General features: G+C 51.3%; 11 protein-coding genes. 8 read left to right on the top strand and 3 right to left on the bottom strand.

What is annotated here, in order from left to right; genetic code table 11:
- Nucleotides 1–200: 200 nt before the first annotated feature.
- Together phnD and DFR42_RS18385 are read right to left on the bottom strand one after the other, a co-directional pair.
- Nucleotides 201–1,178: a phosphate/phosphite/phosphonate ABC transporter substrate-binding protein gene (phnD, locus tag DFR42_RS18395; RefSeq protein ID WP_110256484.1), complete on the bottom strand. Its 978-nt coding sequence runs from the start codon at nt 1,176–1,178 to the stop codon at nt 201–203.
- Between the two features lie 585 nt (nt 1,179–1,763).
- On the bottom strand, nt 1,764–3,044 hold the full coding sequence (locus DFR42_RS18385) for a DEAD/DEAH box helicase (RefSeq protein ID WP_110256482.1): 1,281 nt from the start codon (nt 3,042–3,044) through the stop codon (nt 1,764–1,766).
- 225 nt (nt 3,045–3,269) lie between these two features.
- Between DFR42_RS18385 and DFR42_RS18380 the strand changes: the two genes are divergently transcribed.
- From DFR42_RS18380 to DFR42_RS18345, 8 genes are all read left to right on the top strand, one after another.
- On the top strand, nt 3,270–3,635 hold the full coding sequence (locus tag DFR42_RS18380; protein WP_110256481.1) for a hypothetical protein: 366 nt from the start codon (nt 3,270–3,272) through the stop codon (nt 3,633–3,635).
- A gap of 167 nt (nt 3,636–3,802) precedes the next feature.
- Nucleotides 3,803–5,074 carry a TolC family protein gene (locus tag DFR42_RS18375; protein ID WP_110256480.1) on the top strand — a complete coding sequence of 424 codons (1,272 nt, stop codon included), beginning with the start codon at nt 3,803–3,805 and terminating at the stop codon, nt 5,072–5,074.
- A 7-nt stretch (nt 5,075–5,081) separates the two neighbouring features.
- Complete coding sequence (locus tag DFR42_RS18370; protein WP_110256479.1) at nt 5,082–6,611, top strand: efflux RND transporter periplasmic adaptor subunit; 1,530 nt, start codon at nt 5,082–5,084, stop codon at nt 6,609–6,611.
- 20 nt (nt 6,612–6,631) lie between these two features.
- Entirely contained in the window at nt 6,632–9,805 is a 3,174-nt protein-coding gene (locus DFR42_RS18365; RefSeq protein ID WP_110256478.1) for an efflux RND transporter permease subunit, read from the top strand.
- Nucleotides 9,806–10,110: 305 nt separating this feature from the next.
- Nucleotides 10,111–11,814, top strand: a complete 1,704-nt coding sequence (gene pgm / locus DFR42_RS18360) for a phosphoglucomutase (alpha-D-glucose-1,6-bisphosphate-dependent) (protein ID WP_110256477.1) — start codon at nt 10,111–10,113, stop codon at nt 11,812–11,814.
- Between the two features lie 595 nt (nt 11,815–12,409).
- Nucleotides 12,410–12,754 carry a hypothetical protein gene (locus DFR42_RS18355; RefSeq protein ID WP_110256476.1) on the top strand — a complete coding sequence of 115 codons (345 nt, stop codon included), beginning with the start codon at nt 12,410–12,412 and terminating at the stop codon, nt 12,752–12,754.
- 189 nt (nt 12,755–12,943) lie between these two features.
- A complete protein-coding gene (locus DFR42_RS18350) occupies nt 12,944–13,351 on the top strand; it encodes a hypothetical protein (RefSeq protein ID WP_211324346.1) in 408 nt (135 codons plus the stop codon).
- 92 nt (nt 13,352–13,443) lie between these two features.
- The gene (locus DFR42_RS18345; protein ID WP_170133573.1) at nt 13,444–14,136 is read left to right on the top strand and encodes a hypothetical protein; all 693 of its coding nucleotides are present in this window, start codon (nt 13,444–13,446) and stop codon (nt 14,134–14,136) included.
- Nucleotides 14,137–15,012: 876 nt separating this feature from the next.
- Here the strand turns inward: DFR42_RS18345 and DFR42_RS18335 are convergent.
- A complete protein-coding gene (locus DFR42_RS18335) occupies nt 15,013–21,024 on the bottom strand; it encodes an ATP-binding protein (protein WP_245937010.1) in 6,012 nt (2,003 codons plus the stop codon).
- Nucleotides 21,025–21,035 lie beyond the last annotated feature (11 nt).

Genomic DNA, 21,035 nt, shown 5'->3' with positions numbered 1-21,035 from the left:
TGTCAGCAAAGATTCTTTAGTCCAAAAACGCACCGGTTCGCAATTCAGTTGACACATTAATGTACAAAAATGAGAAATTTTTTTATACGTTTTATAAAAAAACAATAAATTAGGCCAAATTACGGCAAAATTCCTCGATTTATTGTATTTTTTTCAGCTTTCGTTACAAATTATCTGGAACTATTCTGAATTATTCCGACTTATTTAATGCGGGAAGCTTCCAGCACGAAACTCAATTTGCCAAAACGGGCACTGACTTCATCAAATTTCTTTTGTTTTTGCGCATCAGTCAGACTTGGATTGTTCAGGTTTTCGCGCAAAAGGCTGAACAATGTCAAATCAGCAATTGGTTTCAACTGTGCATCAGTAGAACGCTGGAAACCAGACAAATTCAAAATGTCTTTCAATACAGCCTGAGCCTGCTTTTGCTTGCCGTAGTTAATAAAGAAATCTTCAATACGGGTTTTCAGGGCTGGTGACAAATCCTTGCGATACAGGATAGGGTCATTTGGAATCAGAGGGGAAGTCCAGATAACGCGAACTTTGGCGATTTGTTCTGGCGCTTCTTTTTTCAATCTGTCCATTTCTTCAGAATTAAACGTGGCCACATCAGCTTCACCTTGAGTGACAGCAGCAAAATTGCTTTGATGGTTGCCGACATTGACCTTCTTGAACAGCTTGTTGATATCTATCTTATTTTTAGCAAACAGATAATAAGCAGGAACCAGATAGCCAGAAGTGGATTTCTTGTCGCCGTCAGAGAATACATAGGTGCCAGGTTTGGCCGATACCTGATCAAAATTAGTCAGAGGGCTCTTGCTGGAAGCGATCAGCAAAGAGTTATAGCCGCGTGAGCCATCACTTTTCACCATTTGTGCAAACACAGTGGATTTGCCATCTTCAACGGCATCCAGGGCTACCTTGCTACTCAGCCAGGCGACTTGTATCTTGTTTTCTTTCAAGCCGCTGACGATTTCACTGTAATTGGAAGAAATGGCTGCAGTCACTTCTGTGCCTGTGCTTTTTGCCAGATCATCCAGCAATGGCTGCCAGCGTTTGCGGGTATCTTCAATACTGGTGGTGGCGATCAGGCCAACGGTGAGTTTTTCTGCTGCGTGGGCAACAGACACGAACAAACTGCCGACCAGCAGCGTCAGGGGAATAATTTTTTTAAACATAGAGCCTCGATAGATAAAACAAATACCCAAAGCATCAGGAATGCTGATGACCGGTCAGACATGTATGCGATAGCAGACAAACAAGTGCCGTCAATGACGTACTTTGGGACAGGAATTGGGGGGATTGGGTGCGCGCCAGATGAGTTCTGCACATCAATTAAGCAGAATTATAGCATCAGATGAATTTGGGCAACAATTTTCCACAAAGCAAGAAATATATTCGAGCCTGTTGCCAAATGCTCAGTCATTGCTGAAAAAACAGGCAAACAATTTCATCTGGCTTGCCAGAAACAATTGCCAGCCGACCTCAAAATTTGACAAAAAAGATATAAGATAATCCAAAGCAAGTCATTGATTTACATAGATAAAATTAATTATATCCAGAATTTTTCAGTGACTGTCTCTGCGCCAGAGAAACACAAATACACAGTTCAAACTTACTTCGGGCTTCTGTTGTAAATTTGTCTCTTGAAGATGCATGAACTTGACAACTACTAGCGTAGTTGGCGCAGGTAAAACTCACCAGCTAATTGAGACCTAGCCTGCTTTTTTGGCAGTCTGGGCAGTTTTGGCATGATCAGGGCACTATTTATTCTGTGCCGCCAGTTCGCGCAGCTTGTCCTTTTTACTCTTGCGCTTGCCCTTGATGCCGCCAGTTGGTGCCTCAGATTCTGCAGGGGTCATGTCCCCTGCCGTCTGGCTGGGCTCAAAACCTGCCAGCGTTTCGCGTGAGACGCGTTTATCCTGACGTTTTTCTATCAGGCGGAAATGCATTTCATGTTCAGCCAGGATAAAGCTGATGGCGCTGCCACTGGCACCGGCACGACCAGTACGACCTATGCGATGGATATAGTCATCTGCAGAACGCGGCAAATCATAATTGACGACAGCAGGCAATCCAGCCACATCGATGCCGCGTGCTGCCAGATCAGTGGCAACCAGCACCTGGATACGGTTGGCCTTGAAGTCAGTCAGCATATGCTGGCGCGCACCCTGGCTGGCATCGCCGTTAAAGGCTTCAGCCTTGATGCCAGCTTTTTTCAATTTATTCGATACCGTGTCACTGGCATATTTAGTAGCAACAAAAACCAGCACGCGCTCCCATTGCTGCTCTTTAATCAGGTGTACCAACAGACGGGTGCGCTTGTCGCCATCTACAGCTATCGCCCTTTGCGCGATATCTGGCAGGTTTTCAGTGAGGTCTTCAATCGCTATGCGCTTGGGTTCATGCAATAAAGCCAGGGCCAGTTTTTTTACTGCAGGCGAAAAAGTGGCCGAGAAAAACAGGTTTTGCCGCTGCGCGGGCAATTGTTCGAGTATGCGTTTGATTTCATCGGCAAAGCCAAGATCCAGCAACCTGTCTGCCTCATCCAGCACCAGAGTGCTGACGTGCTGCAATGAAAGAGCATTGTTATCCAGCAAATCAAGCAGGCGGCCAGGTGTACTGATGACAACATCAGCGCCGCCACGCAAATGCATCATTTGCGGATTGATGGAGGCGCCGCCATAGATCACAGCGACTTTCAATTTTTTGGGCAAGTGCCCGGCCAGTGCTTCTATGGTTTGCCCAACTTGTCCTGACAACTCACGGGTAGGCACCAGGACCAGCACTTTTACCTTGCGCTGTTTGCTGCCTTCTTTGCTGCCCTCTTCCCTGTCTTGTTCCATATCTTGTTGCAGACGCTGCAATAAGGGCAAGGCAAAAGCGGCTGTCTTGCCTGAGCCAGTCTGTGCCAGTGCCATAACATCCTGGCCAGCAAGCACGGCAGGAATAGCCTCAGTCTGCACAGCAGTAGGAAGCGTATATTGGCGCGCTGCCACAGCAAGCAAGAGTTCAGGGCTAAGGCCCAGGGTAGCAAAAGTCATGGAAAAATCTGGAGTAGGAAATTATGATGGTAATCAGTCAAGGCTCTTGTGATGATCTTGTGATGAGCTATCGCGCATTGTAGAACATAAAGCTTATTCACCAGAGTATGATTTTTTTGACGGGCCTTGACTCTGTAGCGACTACAGGGTGTTTAATGACCAGTAGCTACAGATATCTGCTCAGCCCACCATGCCTGAATTGCTTTAGGGTTTATAATCCACCACATGCTTAAGAAATTTGTCTTCATGATCATCCTTGCCTTCACCCTCCAGCTAAGCTGGGCGGTGGCGAGTGCTTATTGCATGCATGAGACAGACAAGAGCGCGCAGCATTTTGGTCATCATCCGCATGAACATGAGGCTGTAGATGGCGAGATACATACAGACAAGTCTGCGGACAAGTCACAAAAGAAAGCTGCCACTCACCCCGATTGTGCTTCTTGTACGCCCAGTCCGCTGGCTGCCTATTCTTCCAATTTACTGGTCAGCCAGTCAGCACTGATCGTTTACCAGCTCAGTGGCTCGGCTTTGCAAACTCCTGCGCCATTCCTGGCTCAACCTGAACGTCCCAAATGGATGGCCCTTGCCTAAGTCCGGCGAGCTATCTGTCTAATTTATTTCTCTGCGTTTGTGTTTTGTCACGTACTTTTGCAGGTACTTTTACAGGTACTTTTGCGTGCGAGCTGACGCATTTACTAAGCTAAAAACTTGACGGTTACTTGCTGGATTCTTCCTTTTCGTTTTTCCAGGAGAATGCCATGCAAAAATTATTATCATCCACTTTAGTGGTCGTACTACTGTGCACAGTACAGCCACCGGTATCAGCACAAAACACTGCACCTGCGGCCAGTACTGCCGCACTCAGCCTGCCTGCCGCATTAAGGCAGGCGCTTGCCAATAATCCCGACATCGCTGCTGCCAGGCGTGAAGTGCAGGCCAGCGAGGGTGCCTTGCGCCAGGCTGGTGTCATGCCCAACCCTGAACTGTCTGCGCTGGTCGAAGATGCCAGGCAAGACAGTCGCAGCACCACCATACAAATCAATCAGGCGCTGGAACTAGGCGGCAAACGCGGCGCACGCATCAGCGTCGCCGAGCGTAGTCGTAGCGCTGCCTTGAATGAACTGGCGATCAAATCAGCCGAGATCAGGGCAGCAGTCAGCACACAGTTTTTTGCCGTTTTGATTGCACAGGAGCGCCAGCGTCTGGCCACAGTGTCGCTGGAACTGGCACAGCGGGCCAGCCATGCTGCCAGCCGCCAGGTCAGTCTCGGTAAAATCCCGCCACTGGAAGCAAGCAGGGCTGGCATTGCCGAATCTGGCGTGCGTGTGGAACTTGCGCAAGCCAATAGCGACTTGCTGATAGCCAGACAAAGCCTGGCAACAGCCATGGGCAGTAAGCTGGCTGCTGAGCTGCAATTGCAAGCTGAATTCCATACCTTGCCCGCCTTGCCCGACTTGCAAAAACTGATGCAAGCCCTGGCACGCTCGCCATTGATGCAACGCGCACAACTGGAAGTGGACAAGCGACTGGCCATGTCAGCGCTGGAAAAAAGCAGGCAAGTCCCTGACCTGACTTTAAGCATAGGCAACAAGCGTGAACAGCAAACTGGCCGCAACCAGGCCATCGTCGGCATCAGCATCCCGCTAAACCTGTTTGACCGCAACCAGGGCAATCTGCAGGAAGCCCTGAGCCGCGCAGACAAGGCCAGGGATGAATTGACAGCCACAGAAAACCGCCTGCATGGCGAAGTGCTGCAAGCCCATCAGCGTTTGAGCCTGGCCAGGGAAGAAGCCGAGATGCTGAAAAAAGATATGCTGCCGGGCGCGCAGCAGGCTTATGAGCTCGCCATCAAGGGCTTTGAATACGGCAAGTTCAATTTCATGGATGTGCTGGACGCCCAGCGTTCATTACTACAAGCCAGGGCGCAATACTTGCGCAGCCTGTCAGAAGCCCAGCGCGCTGCAGCGGACATCGAGGCTTACATAGGGGACAGTGAATTCAGCCTGTTCACCACCACCTCTTCATTTTAGGATTTGTATGAAACTGAATATCAATAAAAAAACTGCCGTGCCAGTCATCATCGTCATCCTCATAGGTGCAATACTGGCTGCGCTGATACTGAGCACAGGAAAATCGAAAAAAACTGATGAACATGGCAGCCATACAGAGCAGGCGGAACATGCCGACAAAGAACATCATGACGAAGCCAGTGAAGCCGAGGCCGCCACCAAAGGCCCGCATGGCGGCAAGCTGTTCAGCAAGGATGGCTATGCGCTGGAAGTGACTATTTTCGAACAAAACACGGCACCAGAATTTCGCCTGTATACCTACCTGGATGGCAAGCCACTGTCACCTGCAGCGAATAACGTCACCATCAATCTGGAGCGTCTGGGTGGCGCAGTACAAAACTTCAAGTTCAGCACAGAAAAAAATTATCTGAAAAGTGACGCGATAGTCGAAGAGCCGCACTCCTTCAAAGCCAGCATCACAGCCCAGCATGCGGGCAAGAGCTATCAGTTCAATTACGAACAGATAGAAGGCCGTGTCAGCATGAATGCCTTAAAGCGCAAGCAAAATGGCGTGGAGACAGAAATAGCAGGCGCAGTAAAACTGCAAAGCAATCTGAACCTGTTGGGTGAAGTGCGCCTGAATGAAGACAGCATGCTGCAAATTGTGCCGCGCCTCTCAGGTGTGGTGGAAAGCGTGGCGGTGAATGCGGGTGACAAGGTTAGCAAGGGGCAGTTACTGGCGGTGATATCCAGCCAGGCCCTCGTCGATTTGCGCACCGAAGTGTTGGCAACACAAAAACGCCATGCACTGGCGCGTAGTAATTTTGAGCGCGAGAAAAAACTCTGGGAAGAAAAAATCTCAGCCGAACAGGATTATCTGCATGCCCGCAATGCCATGCAGGAAGCCGACATCACCCTGCAAAGTGCGCAACAAAAACTGGCGTCCCTGGGTGCAGGCATGGCCAGCAAGGGCAATCTGAACCGATATGAAATCCGTTCACCCATCGCTGGCACAGTGACCGAGAAACATATCAGCATGGGCCAGTCTCTCAAGGATGATGCTGCCATTTTTACGGTAGCTGACCTCAGCAGTGTCTGGGTGGAAATCGCGATACCTGCCAAGGATCTCAACAATGTCAGGACAGGCCAGAGCGCCAAAGTCAGTGCCAATGCCTTTGACGCAACGGCAGAAGGCAAGCTCAGCTATGTAGGTGCCGTCATGGGAGAACAAACCCGCACGGCCAAAGCACGCTTGCTGCTGCCCAATACCAAGGGTGCATGGTATCCCGGCCTGACTGTGAATGTCGCCCTGCTGTCCGCCGAAGTGGAAGTACCGGTTGCGATAGTCAATGAAGCCATACAAATCATCGATGAACAAGCCACAGTGTTTGCCAGCTATGGCGATCAACTGGAAGCCAGGCCAGTGGAACTGGGACGCAGCGATGGCAAGTACACAGAAATACGCAAGGGCTTGCAGGCGGGTACCGCATACGTTGCGAAGAACAGTTTCCTGATCAAGGCTGAGCTGGGCAAAGCTGCCGCCAGTCATGAACACTAAGAGCATGAGGAAAATACATCATGTTTGAAAAAATCATACAATTTTCGATAACGCAGCGCTGGCTGGTCATCATGCTGACCCTGGCGCTGGCAGCACTGGGCATTTTCAGTTACCAGCGCCTGCCGATTGATGCCGTACCCGACATCACCAATGTCCAGGTACAGGTCAATACTGTCGCTCCCGGCTATTCACCACTGGAGGCTGAGCAGCGCATCAGCTTTCCCATAGAAACCGTGATGGCGGGCCTGCCCAACCTGCAACAAACACGTTCACTGTCACGCTATGGTTTGTCACAAGTGACCATCATCTTCAAGGATGGTACTGACATTTACTTTGCCCGCCAGCTCGTCAATGAACGCATACAGGAAGCCAAGGGCAAGCTGCCAGCAGGCATAGAACCTGGCATGGGGCCTATCTCCACTGGCCTGGGCGAGATTGTCATGTGGACAGTGGAGAGCAAGGAAGGTGCGCTCAAGGCTGATGGTCAGCCCTACTCTGCCACCGACTTGCGGGAAATACAGGACTGGATAGTCAAGCCACAACTGCGCAATGTTGCAGGCGTGACCGAGATCAATACCATAGGCGGTTATGCCAAGGAATTTCTGGTGGCACCATCGCCAGAAAAACTGGTGTCACATGGTTTGAGCTGGCAAGATGTCGTCACCGCACTGGAAAAAAATAATGGCAATGTCGGCGCGGGTTATATAGAAAGACGTGGCGAACAATACCTCGTCAGGGCACCGGGACAACTGGCTTCCATGGATGACATACGCAATGTCGTCGTCAGCACCCAGAAAAATATTCCTGTGCGTATCGGCGATATCGCCGAAGTCAGCATAGGCCGTGAACTACGCACGGGCGCAGCCACTGAAAATGGCCGTGAAGTCGTGCTAGGAACGGTGTTCATGCTGATAGGTGAAAACAGCCGCAAGGTATCGCAGGATGTGGCAAAGAAACTCGCTGAAATCAACCGCAGCCTGCCGCCTGGCATTGTTGCCAGCACCGTATATGACCGCACCGTGCTGGTCGACAAGGCCATCAATACGGTAAAGAAAAACCTGCTGGAAGGTGCCGTGCTGGTGATCGCCATCCTCTTTTTATTTTTGGGGAATATCCGTGCAGCCATCATCACTGCCATGGTGATACCGCTGGCAATGCTGTTCACTTTCACCGGCATGGTAGGCAACAAGGTGAGTGCCAATCTCATGAGTCTCGGCGCGCTGGATTTTGGCATCATCATCGATGGTGCCGTGGTCATTGTCGAAAATTGCGTGCGCAGGCTGGCTCATGCACAAGCGGCTGCCGGGCGTACATTAAACCGCAGTGAACGCCTGCAGGAAGTTTTCGCTGCTGCCAGAGAAGCCCGCCGCCCCCTGTTGTTTGGCCAGTTGATCATCATGGTGGTTTACCTGCCCATCTTTGCGCTGACCGGCGTCGAAGGCAAAATGTTCCACCCCATGGCGTTTACCGTGGTTGCTGCCCTGATTGCCGCAATGGTCTTGTCGATGACTTTCATCCCTGCCGCCGTCGCCCTGTTCATCGGTGAACACGTTAGCGAAAAAGAAAACCGTTTGATGCTGTTAGCCAAACAGCTCTATCAACCCATGCTGGACTTTGTCCTGCAAAGCAAGGCGCTCGTCTTAAGCATCGTGCTGGTGGTACTAGCCTTGAGTGGCTTGCTGGCCAGCCGCATGGGCAGCGAATTTGTGCCCAGTCTGAATGAAGGCGATATCGCCCTGCACGCCATGCGCATACCAGGCACCAGCCTGAGCCAGGCATTGCAGATGCAGATAGAACTGGAGCATGTGATACGCACTTTCCCAGAGGTGGATAAAGTCTTTGGCAAGCTGGGCACTGCAGAAATAGCGACGGACCCCATGCCGCCAAATGTGGCTGACACCTTCATCATGCTCAAGCCGCAAGCGCAATGGCCAGACCCAAAGCGCAGCAAGGACGATCTGGTAGCAGCCATACAGGAAGCGGTAGAAAAAGTGCCGGGTAATAACTATGAATTTACCCAGCCGATACAGATGCGCTTCAATGAACTGATCTCAGGTGTGCGCAGTGACGTCGCGATCAAGGTGTTTGGTGACGACATGGATATCATGAACCGCACCGGGGAGCAGATTGCTAGGGTACTGGAAAAAATTCCCGGTGCTGCCGACGTCAAGCTGGAGCAAACTACCGGTCTGCCTATGCTGAGCATCAACATCAACCGCGAAAAGGCAGCCAGACTGGGCTTGAATATCAGCGATGTACAGGATGTGATTTCAGCAGCCATAGGCGGCAAAGAATCTGGCACCCTGTTCCAGGGTGACCGCCGTTTCGATATCGTCGTGCGCCTGCCAGAAAATGTACGCAGCGATATCGATGCCATCAAGCGCCTGCCTATACGCTTGCCGAATGTAACGAGCGCACAAAATGGCACGGCCAGTTTCATTACCCTGGCTGACCTGGCAAGCATAGACATGGCACCTGGCCCCAACCAGATCAGCCGTGAAGATGGCAAGCGCCGCGTCGTCGTCACTGCCAATGTGCGTGGTCGCGACATAGGCTCCTTCGTGAAAGAAGCGCAGGAACAACTGGCACAGAAAGTCAAAGTCCCAACGGCTTACTGGACCACCTGGGGCGGCACGTTCGAGCAATTGCAGTCTGCATCGCAACGCCTGCAAATCGTCGTCCCCGCTGCCTTGCTACTGGTCTTCATGCTGCTGTTCGCCATGTTTGGCAATATCAGGGATGGCCTGCTGGTATTTACAGGCGTGCCGTTTGCCCTGACTGGCGGCATCGTCGCACTGTGGTTGCGGGATATACCGCTGTCGATTTCTGCCGGTGTAGGCTTCATCGCCCTGTCTGGCGTTGCGGTATTGAACGGCCTGGTCATGATTGCCTATATACGCAGCCTGCGTGAAGAAGGCATGGCACTGGACAAGGCCATCCAGCAAGGCGCATTGACACGCCTGCGCCCGGTATTGATGACGGCGCTGGTAGCATCCCTGGGCTTCATCCCCATGGCGCTGGCAACAGGGACGGGGGCTGAAGTGCAAAGGCCACTGGCAACCGTCGTCATAGGCGGCATCCTGTCATCCACCCTATTGACGCTGCTGGTTTTGCCCTTGCTTTATCAAATGAGTCATCGCGAAAAGGAAAGCTTGAAAGAAGTGAGGCACTTGCATAGTCCCGAAATGGGATAGTGCAATAGGGTTGATTTACTTTGCCTGTCGTCGCACTTGAAAGAATCTCAGGCGCGACGACCGGGGCAGAGATATTGAAATAAAGGAGCAAGCCTGGCTTTCCACATAAAGTTAAACCTCGCCAAGTACAGCGTACTCCAAGAGAGAGAACATCTGCCAGGCTATTGCTCACAATAGGAGTCGTCGCTGTTTTAGACCAGCACAAAAACTTGGTTCGTCAACGAACAGAACAGACCTGATGCATCAACGATAATCCCTTGAACGTCATCGATACATGTGCGTGCAAAATTCGCAGAAAGAACTCCATGCATATCCATCCGCTTGCAGGTCAATTGTCACCAGATTCTGCACTGGTCGATGTGAACCAGCTAATCGCCGCTTATTACAAACACATCCCAGATGCACAAATCGCTGCGCAAAGAGTAGCATTTGGCACTTCTGGCCACCGCGGTTCCTCGTTCCAGACCAGCTTCAATGAATATCATGTTCTTGCCATTACTCAGGCAATTTGTGACTATCGTCAGCAACAGGGTATCAGCGGCCCCTTGTTCCTCGGTATTGATACCCATGCCTTGTCAGAACCGGCACGCATCAGCGCGATAGAAGTGCTTGCGGCCAATGGCATCACCCTCATGCTGTCCAGCGGTGACGAATACACACCGACACCTGCTGTATCGCTGGCTATCCTGATGTATAACCGTGGTCGCCGTTCTGCTACTGCTATTGCTGGTGGCATTGAGCAAAACACTGGCCTGGCCGATGGCATCGTCATTACACCCTCCCACAATCCACCCGACAATGGCGGCTTTAAATACAATGCCGTCAATGGTGGCCCGGCAGATACAGCCACCACCGACTGGATAGGCAAGCGTGCCAATGAACTCATGGCCCCGAATTTGAAGGACGTAAAGCGCATGCCCTTTGAGCGGGCGATACATGCCGACACGACACACCGTTACGACTTCATGAACACCTATGTCAGCGAGCTTGAACAGATTATTGATCTGGCCGCGATACGGCATTCTGGCATACGTCTGGGCGTTGATCCGCTTGGCGGTGCAGGCGTGCATTACTGGGGCCGCATCGCGGAAAAATATCAGATAGACCTGACCGTAGTCAGTGATGTCGTCGATCCGACTTTCCGCTTCATGCCGCTGGACTGGGATGGCAAGATACGCATGGACCCTTCATCACCCTATGCCATGCGCCGCCTGCTGGACATACAGTCAGATTTTGACATTGCCTTTGCCTGCGACACCGACCATGACCGCCATGGCATCGTCACGCCCGGCGCTGGCCTGATGACGCCAGACCACTATCTGGCCGTCGCCATCGATTACCTGTTCCAGCATCGCCCGGACTGGGGTAACAAACCCGGCATAGGCAAAACCGTCGTCAGCAGCCGCATGATAGAGCATGTGAGCAGACGACTCGGACGCAAGCTGTACGACATGCCAGTCGGCTTCAAATGGTTCGCTTCAGGTCTGTTTGATGGCAGCCTGGGTTTTGGTGGCGAAGAAAGCGCAGGCGCCAGCTTTGTACGCATGAACGGCAGCGCATGGACAACAGACAAGGACGGCATAGTCGCCGCCCTGCTGGCAGGTGAAATAAAAGCAAGGACTGGACGCGACCCCGGCCAGCTATATGAGCAGCTTACACAAGAATTTGGCAAACCTGTCAGCATACGGGTAGAAGCCCCAGCTACACCAGCACAGAAAAAAGCCCTGTCCAAGCTATCCCCACAACAGATCACCAGCAAATTGCTGGCGGGCAACAGCATCACAGACATCCTCACCACCGCCCCCGGCAATATGACCGCCATAGGCGGCGTGAAAGTCATCACCAACAACGGCTGGTTTGCTGCCCGTCCTTCGGGTACTGAAGAAATCTATAAGATTTATGCCGAGAGCTTCAAGGGGGAACAGCATTTGCACGAGATTGTGGCGGAGGCGCAGGGTCTTGTGGATGTGGCGCTATCAACAATAGATGAGAAGAGACAGCAGTCTTAAAGCTGGCTCCTTGAAAATTATCCATCTTATGCAGACGCTTTCTGTGCAGGCATCATGACGAAAATCAAGTTCAAATAATTCCATTGAAGACAAATTTGGTATAGAGAATCCAGATTGGGATGACTTTGAGTAGAGCCTGCTAAACGGTCGATTATCTGCTCTAAGTTGGGTCTTATGCAGCAAATGGATTGAGCTGCTGACACTGCGCTCAATGGTCAGATAGGACAAGAAGGCTTTTACCTCGACCACGCCCATCTCCAAGGTTGATGCAGGCCATGAAAGCGAGTGTGCCATAGAATCCAGTAGACATACGCTCGTTCAGTGCGTAAACTGAAGCGCTTATCACGAATGCAATTTTTACACAGCTGGGCAAGCTTAGATGTGTAGAGCTTGATTCAGATATGACTGGTGGAATGTCCATGAAGGCTGCCTGCCTTTTTCTGGTTATTATTAGTACTGAATATAAACACCGCATATTTCGGATGGCTTCACAGTTCAACAGTAATAAGCGTATTGCGGACGAACCACCACATTAGGCGGAATTTTTTTCACCCTATTTGAAGTTAAACAACATCATTCCAAGGAGACTCTAGCCATGAGTGAATCAATCGAAAAGGTAAAGCGACCGACGTCTATTACAGTCATTTGTGTAATTGGTTTTTTGGGCGCACTAATCGCAGTACCACTCATTTTTTCTCCAATTGTCCAGCAAATTGGCCCTTGGTATCCACCATATTTAGGCTTTTCATCCTTCGTCGGATTGGTGTGCATGATAGGCCTATGGATGATGAAAAAATGGGCAGCTTATACCTACACAGGTTTTGTCGCTATCAATCAGGTAGTCCTGCTTGCAATGGGGATGTGGAATGTCATTGCCCTGATTATTCCGGCAATAGTCATTTTCTTTGCCCTTAAGCATGTCTCAAAAATGTCTGCATAACATGGCGCTCAAGCTTGCGCCCTTCGGTCGCTGCACAATATCGCCGCGCAGCGTCGGCTAGCTCTACGTTAGGCTTCAAAGACATGCACTCCGGGGATCTGAAGCGAAGAATGCCACCTATTCAAAACCTCTTACGCATCGTGTAATTCAGCGTTATAGCTTACTACCATGAAGAAACTGATCACTATCATGAGCTTACTTTCTGTATTCAGCATCGCCAAAGCGGCGGATTACTCTGAAGGTCAGCTTTGGGCATACAAGACTAGAGCAGGTGAAGAAAAATCGACCGTTTTGATCAACAAGATAGAAACGCATCAGAAGCTCGGAAAAATCTTCCACATCAGTGTCGATGGCGTCAAGGTTAAGAACAATCATATTCAGGGTGGTGTTTCTTCAGAACTACCCCATTTTCCAGTTTCTGAAGAAACACTAAATAAGAGTCTTACCAAACTGCTCGGAAAGAGAAAACCAAATCCAAATTATATTGAAGGCTACAATACTTGGAAATCTGCATTCGATGCTGGCAAGGCTGGAATATTTACAATTTCAGTTTCTGAGATCGTCGGTTTTATTGAAGATGCTATTAACAAACAATGAAAATAGCTCAAGCATAACATTCGAAGATGACGTGCGAATATGCGTTCCCATTCAACTTACTGATCAGCGCGCGTACATCTCAAGTCGACATCATGCATTCTATGTTCAATAAATTACTCACTGCCGTTGGCCTTAATTTTGCTGCTTCGGGTGCAACAGCGGGCGTTTCACACTCGCCATACGCCGATGAGGCTATGAATACAATTTATAACTTACTTTTTTGCGACAACCCAGATGGGTTTAAAAGTAAGTCAGGCGACACCCCCACGCGCTGGCAATCAATTTTGTTTTCCTCGCCTGCCGATTTTTCTGCACTTGAAGCCCTAGCCTCTGACACTACGGCAGAAGGACGTGTTCGATTTTTGGCTTTCTCGCGTCTTCGCGAGCAAGGAAAAACTGTTCAACCAAAGATTTTGCTTGGTGTGATTATTGAAGTGCCACTCACAGGTGGCCTTGATACACTTGCCGCCTTCTCGGAAGGTGGGGTGCGCTATATAAATCAGTCTGGCAAGCTTGTTGTCATCGAGGGTGTTGACAGCTTTTTACCAATGGTTAAGAAATTATTTTCTGTTTCAGAGCCAGTGGTGTCACAGATAGGGCCGTGGGATAAGCCGCGATTAGCGCCGCCAAAACAAGGAAATGTACGATTAACATTTTTGGTCTCTGACGGCCTTTATTTTGGCGAAGGGCCGATGTCCGTAATGCAACGTGAAGCAATGGCGGGACCAATCATTAACCACGCGGCTGAGTTGCTTCAAGCTGTTGTTGCAACAGGCTTGAAATGAAAGTGCATAACTCGACACTCGATTCGGAAACTACGCATTCCAAGTGTAAACAAAAAATATCCCATTTCTCATAGGAGAAATGGGATATTTTTTATAATGCTTAAAACCTATACGTTAGAACGGTTATACCTACCTAAAAATGCAAACAACAAAATTTTCTCTATGAGAAAATTGATTTCTGATATTCACATCAAATTTTTGTAAAAAAAATACTCAGATAAGCATAGTTGTTTACATTTTCAGATTGGATTTGCGAATTAAATAAGCAAAAAAATAAAAACTGCTTTTTGCTTAGAAAGAAGCAAGAGACAAGGTCAATCGTTAAATTGACTATTTGTTTGATAGGATTGAAATTTTCGGGGGAGGCGTTACTGAATACATCATGCCGATGAACGACAATCAAATTGTTATCACAAGCCAAAAGAAATTCAATCACATCTTTGTTACAGCCCAGGATTAGGCCTTCACAAACAAAAACTCCCTGAAAATTATCCATCTTATATCGGCGCTTTCCGTGGAGTATTATGACGAAAATTAAATTTCAAAATCCCCTGCCGACGTGCCGCCAATCTGCAAGCATTAAAACTAGGACAGCGACTTACTGGTAATAGATCGTAAGAAGACGATCACTGCTGGATACCGAAAATCCGGCTTTCTTTAGCTTTTTTAACTAGTTTAGCTGTACAGCTAAACTAAGGTAATCCTTATAAAATTAATCAAAAATCACATTTTCTAAAAACATTAGTGCAATGACCTAAGCAGCTTACGCCGAAAATATTTGGAAAAACTATGCTGACGTAAAGTGCAACAAAAGATGAGGCAGAAATTGAAAGAGATGGGATCGATTTCAAGCAATTTGCTACATATGTCGGCGACTCAAATTGAATAGCTATTCTTGGCCGTCTCGAAGTATCTCTCGCTATACTCGCGCGGTTTCTGAGCCTCTCTGCTCGCGAAAACATTTATGACAATCTTCCCTCGCGCAGCCGCAAATCGAGCCAGTCCCGCTTTGGTCAACGCAATATAGCATCCCTCCCCCCAAATCGACTCGTCATCGATATCCACAGGACCTGCATCGCGCCACCAGACAATTCTTGCCACGATGGCTCCACTGGAGTCGATGTAAATACCAGGTGCATCTGCATGAGCACGCCATTGTAGTTGACGTAACAAGTTGGGACAGAGCACGATGGGATAGGCTACAGAGTCAAGGCCGAAGTCAACTGAACAGACTAGCCTTCTGATGAGCGTCGGTGCCGGTTCGTTGTCGAACGGCAGAACTCGTCCTATCCAGACAGCGGCAGGCAACTGCTGATAGCAGTCATCAAACTTCTCATCATCAATGGATACTCCTGGGGCGCGAATACGGTGAAGTAGAAGTTCTGCTTGCCGTGGCTTGAAAATCTTGAATTGTGAAACCTCTGCTACGACGTGCTCGCCGCCCTGGTCTGACCAAGTAGCAATGTCATCAACTACGCCTTCCGTCCACTTTCGCTCACCCTCCATCCAGCGAGCGTTCCGGGCGACAAGTGGCCGACGCACATCTTTCGGGCGCACCTGCGGAAGCGACAGGGGTAGAGGTGGAATTGGGGCATTCATGCTTTCAAGTAGCATTGGTAAGTCATTGGGTTTCAGCAGGCCTGCTTGGTGGAGCTCTCCTGCCACATGGCGAAGCGCTATTACGCCAATCAAGGCATGTGGCTTTAGATACTTGATTTTCATGTCAAGGGCGCGCAACTGATCTTCAACGCGCGTAACCGCATTTGGCCCGAACGCTTCAAGCCCGCCCCACTCTTGGATAAACATAGCCGCCCTCCGCCGGATCGTCAGCTCGTCAACGTCTGCTGCCTTCGCGAGCGCCTGCGCCGTAGAGCGCAAGATCTGCGTCCATCCAAGCTCTGACTCCACACGCATTGCGCCGGTTCTTTCATCCGTCAACTCACGGTCTACTTTCAGTGAGCCAACGAGCTCGAATTTGTAGAAGAGCGGTAGTGGCTGCCCATCCATCAAGATGGGATTACCCCAACGCTTGGAAAGCAATGTAGCAGCCTCCGCCACTGCGAAATCCCTGTGGCTCACGAGCTTGGCGGCGGTGGGGCCAAGCAGGGGCGCGAGATGATCGAGCTTACCCAAGAGCAGAATTTGAAGAGCTTGTAATGGCGCATCCAAGTCGCCATCTAGGAGGCGTCGCATGACTCGTTCAGATACCGTTTCACCATGGGTTGGCTGCACAGCCAGCTTTAGTGCACAGTTTCGCGCGTTCCGCTGAACTTCGGCGACTGGCAATCGTAGTGCAAAGTGCAACAATTCGACCAAGATTTCCTCATCGTCCAGCGGCTCTGCAGCTGGCTCGAAATTCTTACCGATTTGAAACTCGCGAGTGCAAGTCATTTGCTCTGCCAATAGCGACCAGATTGCTGGCCAGTCCGGCGCCAAACTGATCACCGGCAAGATGGAGTCAAGCTCAGTGAGCAGTGACTGCCTGTTCTCCTGGCCAGCCAATACCGAGTCCACCAAATTTTCAAATGCAGTGGGATACACAATATCGCCGTCAAGTAGCCGCCGCGCCTCAAAGTAGAGGAACTTGCCGCCTCCCATCCACTGACTCCATGAACTCCAGGGATCCTTGCCTTGCTCATAGCCCCGCACCAATTTCCTCGCATAGTCAACTTCGCCGACTTTCGCGAGTCGCTTAACCAGAAGGAAGCGGCAGCGTGTATCGGACTGCAGGCTTTCCCAACGCTCATACATACGCTGCACGAGATGTAGAGGAGCAGACTCAGCCAACTCCGCAAAGCGGTAGGGAGCGTTATGATTTAACTCATCACCATCCGCCTCGAATGCCCTCTCAAGGTCCTCAAGAGTCGGCTCAGAGTCGTACTTGCTAGGTGTATACGAATAGCGGGGTTCTGGTGCTTCTGACGACCAGCGCTCCACAGAAGCGTCAAGTTGGGCCGACTTCAACCCATGTCTGGCAGCGGCTGCGCGAAGGCGTTTGAGTAGCGAGAGTCTCTCGTGCGCTCGGCTGGCTAATTCGATCTCGTCCAGCAACATCTGTACTAACTGGGCAATTTGTCCCGGACCTGCTGCGTTCGCGGCGACGTCTATGAAGTCACCAATATGGTACGGGTCGCGGTAAAACGGTTCCATGTAGAAAGGTAAGCACAACCCGCACCAGACCGTAGTGCAGGCCACGAAGCTCTCTGGACGTCGACGGACCATCCCGATCATCAGCATATCAACCTTGTTGGACCACGGTATCAAGTTCCAGTGTGCAAGTGTCTTTGACACCTCAAACCCGAAGCGAGGACCGACTTGCATCGCTTCATCGATGAGCGGCATGGAAAGTCGACCGGCTGCGGATGACCCTTCCGTCTCCGTCATGCCTCCGACCTGACGCATGAGCACTGAGATTCGCTGAGCCCGTCGCCCCGGATCAACGCCGTTCGCAAGGACCATGATGTCCCGCCAGATGGCATACTGCGGATCCTTCTTCGGGGGCAGCGCGTACCCCAGGCATTGTTCGGGCGCAGTGGCCAGAACAAGCTTTGCGCGTTCAACATCCCCGACCGCGGCGAAGGAGATGGCTAAATCAGCCAACCCATCAAGCTGTTCACTCGGAGTGTCTTCCTGAAGCTCTACAGCGAGGGCGTCCAGCCGGGCCACGGCTGCTGCGCGGTGTCCATCAATCCGATAAGTCTCAACAGCCAACCTCCGCTTGATATACCAGAGGCCGTTCAGGGGCGACGTGGCAATCGCATCATCTATTTCTTTCAGAACAGCACAGTACTCCGACTCGTCGCATTTGGCTGCGATATTGAGCAAGGAGTGAGCAAGCACAGACACCGCCTTCATTGCTTGCTGCACGCGGTAAGAGTCACCTCCCCCTTTGGGGCTGAGTCGCAACAAATACCCCATTGCCTTGCGGGCTAGTATCTGGACACCGCCAGTGTACACAGAAGATGGATCCTTCGCGACGCACCCAAGAAGCATGCCGATTTTGGAGGCGTACGTTTGGAGAGGCTGCCAAGATGGATGCTTAGATGGCGTAACATCCGGCAATGGTTTCTCAAGCAATGCGCAAAGCCTGGCGTGATGCATCACCGCACTAACCAAGTCAACAAGTCCTGAGGGATCAGTATCATCGTCACCCATTGAAACCATGGGTGCAATCAGTTTCTCGAAGATGACTGAGGCGAGATCGCAGCGACCTAATGTAATTGCAACAAGTGCCACTGAGCGACGCAGTCCGTTGGAAATCTCGTCGAATTCTGGTAACTGTAAGGCCGCATCAAACAACGCGAGTGCCTGAGCGGAATTGCCGCGTTCATGAGCGGCGAGCCCGGCGTGAACTATCACAGATGGCCGGTCTTCAGCGGCGACACTGAGCTCGCCGCAGAGTTTCTCTGGGTCTGTTCCATTATGCTGAAGCATGGCCTCAGCAGCCTCTCGCCGGAGGTACCGCTTCACAGCGGCGGTCGTCTCTTCTGAGTCCACCTCTGATGTCTGCCTCATCCCCTCGGTGGCCAGGTGATCGATCGACTGTTGGATCTGCTCAGCGTCTCGGAAGTGAAATGCTCGCCGCGCCCATTTCTCGAACTCCTTGAGGTTGTGTTGGTCACCATAGTTCTGGAACTTCGACGCGTGCAATTGCGATAGCGGCTCTAGAGTCTCAAAGAGATCCTTCGCACGGTCGAAATCGCCGTGCTGCAGTAAGTGATCAACAACTTCGTAGCCCCTACTAGGAAAATCCTGCACGAAGGAGACGGCGGCGTCGATGTCACCGACAGCTAGCATTGCCAGGGGCAGCCGATCGGAATACTCCAGTGCAATTTCGCGCCGCCCCACTTCGTCACTGCACAGAAGTAGCCGAGTGAGGGTGGTCGCGTCGAGCGTCGAACGGACGGCAAACAAAGAGAGGCGAATATCAGCGTGAATGTCGGATATGGGGCGACCTGCTGCGAGTTGTTGTCGGAAGCGGTCAGGCGTCGCCAGCATCAGAACATCGTGTATGTCCCCCGCACGGGCTCGGTAGCGCAGTTCAAACCACCGTTGTGATGACTCCTTCAGTGCAATCTTGCTCAACTGAGCGAGGTCACGGTAGACGCGTTGGGAATAGTCAGCATCGATTCTGCCGAGCCGCATTCGGGGCTGAGCGATCACAAACAGCCGAAAACTGTTGTGAAACACGCTCCATCCTTGTGGTGTATCACGTAGCAGATGGCGTGCGACTACCAGTGCCCGCTCTATCGCGCGCTCTTCTACTACCTTGGCCAGCAACTGCAGCGGCATAGGCGCTTCGGCTCTGGCGATGAAACCCAGCACGTCCATGGCATCGCTGTCACCGGTGATCTCCCGCCATGCAGAAGTGTAGACGGACTCGATATCGCCGTCGAATTTCATACTTCCAGCGAGCAGCTGCTGCCGGCCCACATCGTCAGCATTCAATAGAGCCTGGATAAGGTATCGAGACGCCAGTGGATGTCCATGGCTGAGGTTGCTTACGTCCACGCGTGAAATCGCCGGGGCAAGACCTAATGTGTCAGCAATTCGCGCAATCGCTTCTCTTCCCAGAGGACGCATTTGCACAAGGCGGCCGCTCTTCTCTGCCTGCTCTTTGAGAGCTGGCTTCAGTTGCGCGAGGTCCAGGCGCTGGGTGCCAAGCACGAACGTAACGCCTTTGGGGATGCTAACAGGAAGTGGTAGCTCGCCAAGCAATGAGTGTGTCGGCCGTTCTTCCCGCGGTACATGGTCGAGTCCATCGACAACAATAATGGTGCGTATTCCGTCTCGTTCGTAGCGTTCACCAGCCTGCTTCAGGAGAGCGCCAAACTGCTCTCGGCGCTCATGAAGTGAGTTGTCGCGTAGACGCAGGCTTACCAGGCCACTGTTGCGCAACTGGGTATTTACGTCGTCAAAAAAACTGTCGGCCTCTCCACGTCCCACTCCCTGAGCGGCACCCGGCACATATGCCAAGTAGCGCACCAAGCGAATGTTCGGTTCTGTGGCCAGCGCTACCTGTAGCAACGTCGACTTGCCGGAGCCGGGTGGACCTATTAGTGAAAGGTAGCCTTGGTCGACGGTACGCAATCCTTCCAGCAATGAAATTTCTGTTTCACGGTTGCGCTGCACATAGGCTCCCACCGGAAACCGATGGATGTACTGCATCTTGGCCGGATCTCGCCATCCGAGCTCCTGCAGGAGTTCGTCTCGGGACCACCTGTCCTTGTCTCTGGTGTCGGTAACCAGCTTCGGCAGCGTTTTGGCAATTTCCAAGGCCAATCGAGACTGTTCGGTGCTGAGCTTGTGAGTCTGAACCAAATCCGCCGCGGCGCCATGCACCACACGCAGACCATGCAGGAACCGTTCGAACTCGGATTCGTTTAGACCCGATGCACGTAGCAGCATATCGATCAGACGACTCCAGCTGGAAAGCTGCCATTCCTTCAATGGGCGATTAGGGAAGCGTTCAAACTCATCCAGAAATGCTGCGCTGTGCCCGGGTGAGACATCGCCAGGCTTGTCTTTTACAGACGGAATGTCATTCACAATCAGACGAATCTCGACGCGGGCATCAGGGTTGTCTTTGCTCAAACACGTCCAAGCATGGATTAGTGGCGTCAGCAGACCATCCGCCCCCGTTAATATCGTTCCGATCGTAAAAGTACCTGGGAACTTGGAAGTCTTGAACTGATGGCCGATCACCAATCCGTCGAATCCGAGCACGAGGTCGTCAGCGATACCCGCGCTGCGATCGGCGATGCCAATCCACCGCAGTTGATCGCGCTCAAGTGCGACATAAATTGCAGCGCCAGATTTTTCGTATTGGCCGATGTACCCTCGGAGAGCCCTTCGCTCTCCTTCGGCCGGAGGTGTTGAGTAAACCACTTTAGGGGACC

The sequence above is a fragment of the Undibacterium pigrum genome, from assembly GCF_003201815.1.
GTDB lineage: Bacteria > Pseudomonadota > Gammaproteobacteria > Burkholderiales > Burkholderiaceae_D > Undibacterium > Undibacterium pigrum.
Note: the sequence above shows the minus strand (reverse complement) of the source record. Positions and strands in the feature narration are given on the sequence as shown.

What these genes read in the sequence shown, in the direction of transcription:
- DFR42_RS18370 (WP_110256479.1), top strand. Translation starts at nt 5,082, where the DNA reads ATGAAACTGAATATCAATAAAAAAACTGCCGTGCCAGTCATCATCGTC.
- DFR42_RS18375 (WP_110256480.1), top strand. Translation starts at nt 3,803, where the DNA reads ATGCAAAAATTATTATCATCCACTTTAGTGGTCGTACTACTGTGCACA.
- DFR42_RS18350 (WP_211324346.1), top strand. Translation starts at nt 12,944, where the DNA reads ATGAGCTTACTTTCTGTATTCAGCATCGCCAAAGCGGCGGATTACTCT.
- phnD (WP_110256484.1), bottom strand. Translation starts at nt 1,178, where the DNA reads ATGTTTAAAAAAATTATTCCCCTGACGCTGCTGGTCGGCAGTTTGTTC.
- pgm (WP_110256477.1), top strand. Translation starts at nt 10,111, where the DNA reads ATGCATATCCATCCGCTTGCAGGTCAATTGTCACCAGATTCTGCACTG.
- DFR42_RS18355 (WP_110256476.1), top strand. Translation starts at nt 12,410, where the DNA reads ATGAGTGAATCAATCGAAAAGGTAAAGCGACCGACGTCTATTACAGTC.
- DFR42_RS18345 (WP_170133573.1), top strand. Translation starts at nt 13,444, where the DNA reads ATGCATTCTATGTTCAATAAATTACTCACTGCCGTTGGCCTTAATTTT.
- DFR42_RS18380 (WP_110256481.1), top strand. Translation starts at nt 3,270, where the DNA reads ATGCTTAAGAAATTTGTCTTCATGATCATCCTTGCCTTCACCCTCCAG.
- DFR42_RS18385 (WP_110256482.1), bottom strand. Translation starts at nt 3,044, where the DNA reads ATGACTTTTGCTACCCTGGGCCTTAGCCCTGAACTCTTGCTTGCTGTG.
- DFR42_RS18365 (WP_110256478.1), top strand. Translation starts at nt 6,632, where the DNA reads ATGTTTGAAAAAATCATACAATTTTCGATAACGCAGCGCTGGCTGGTC.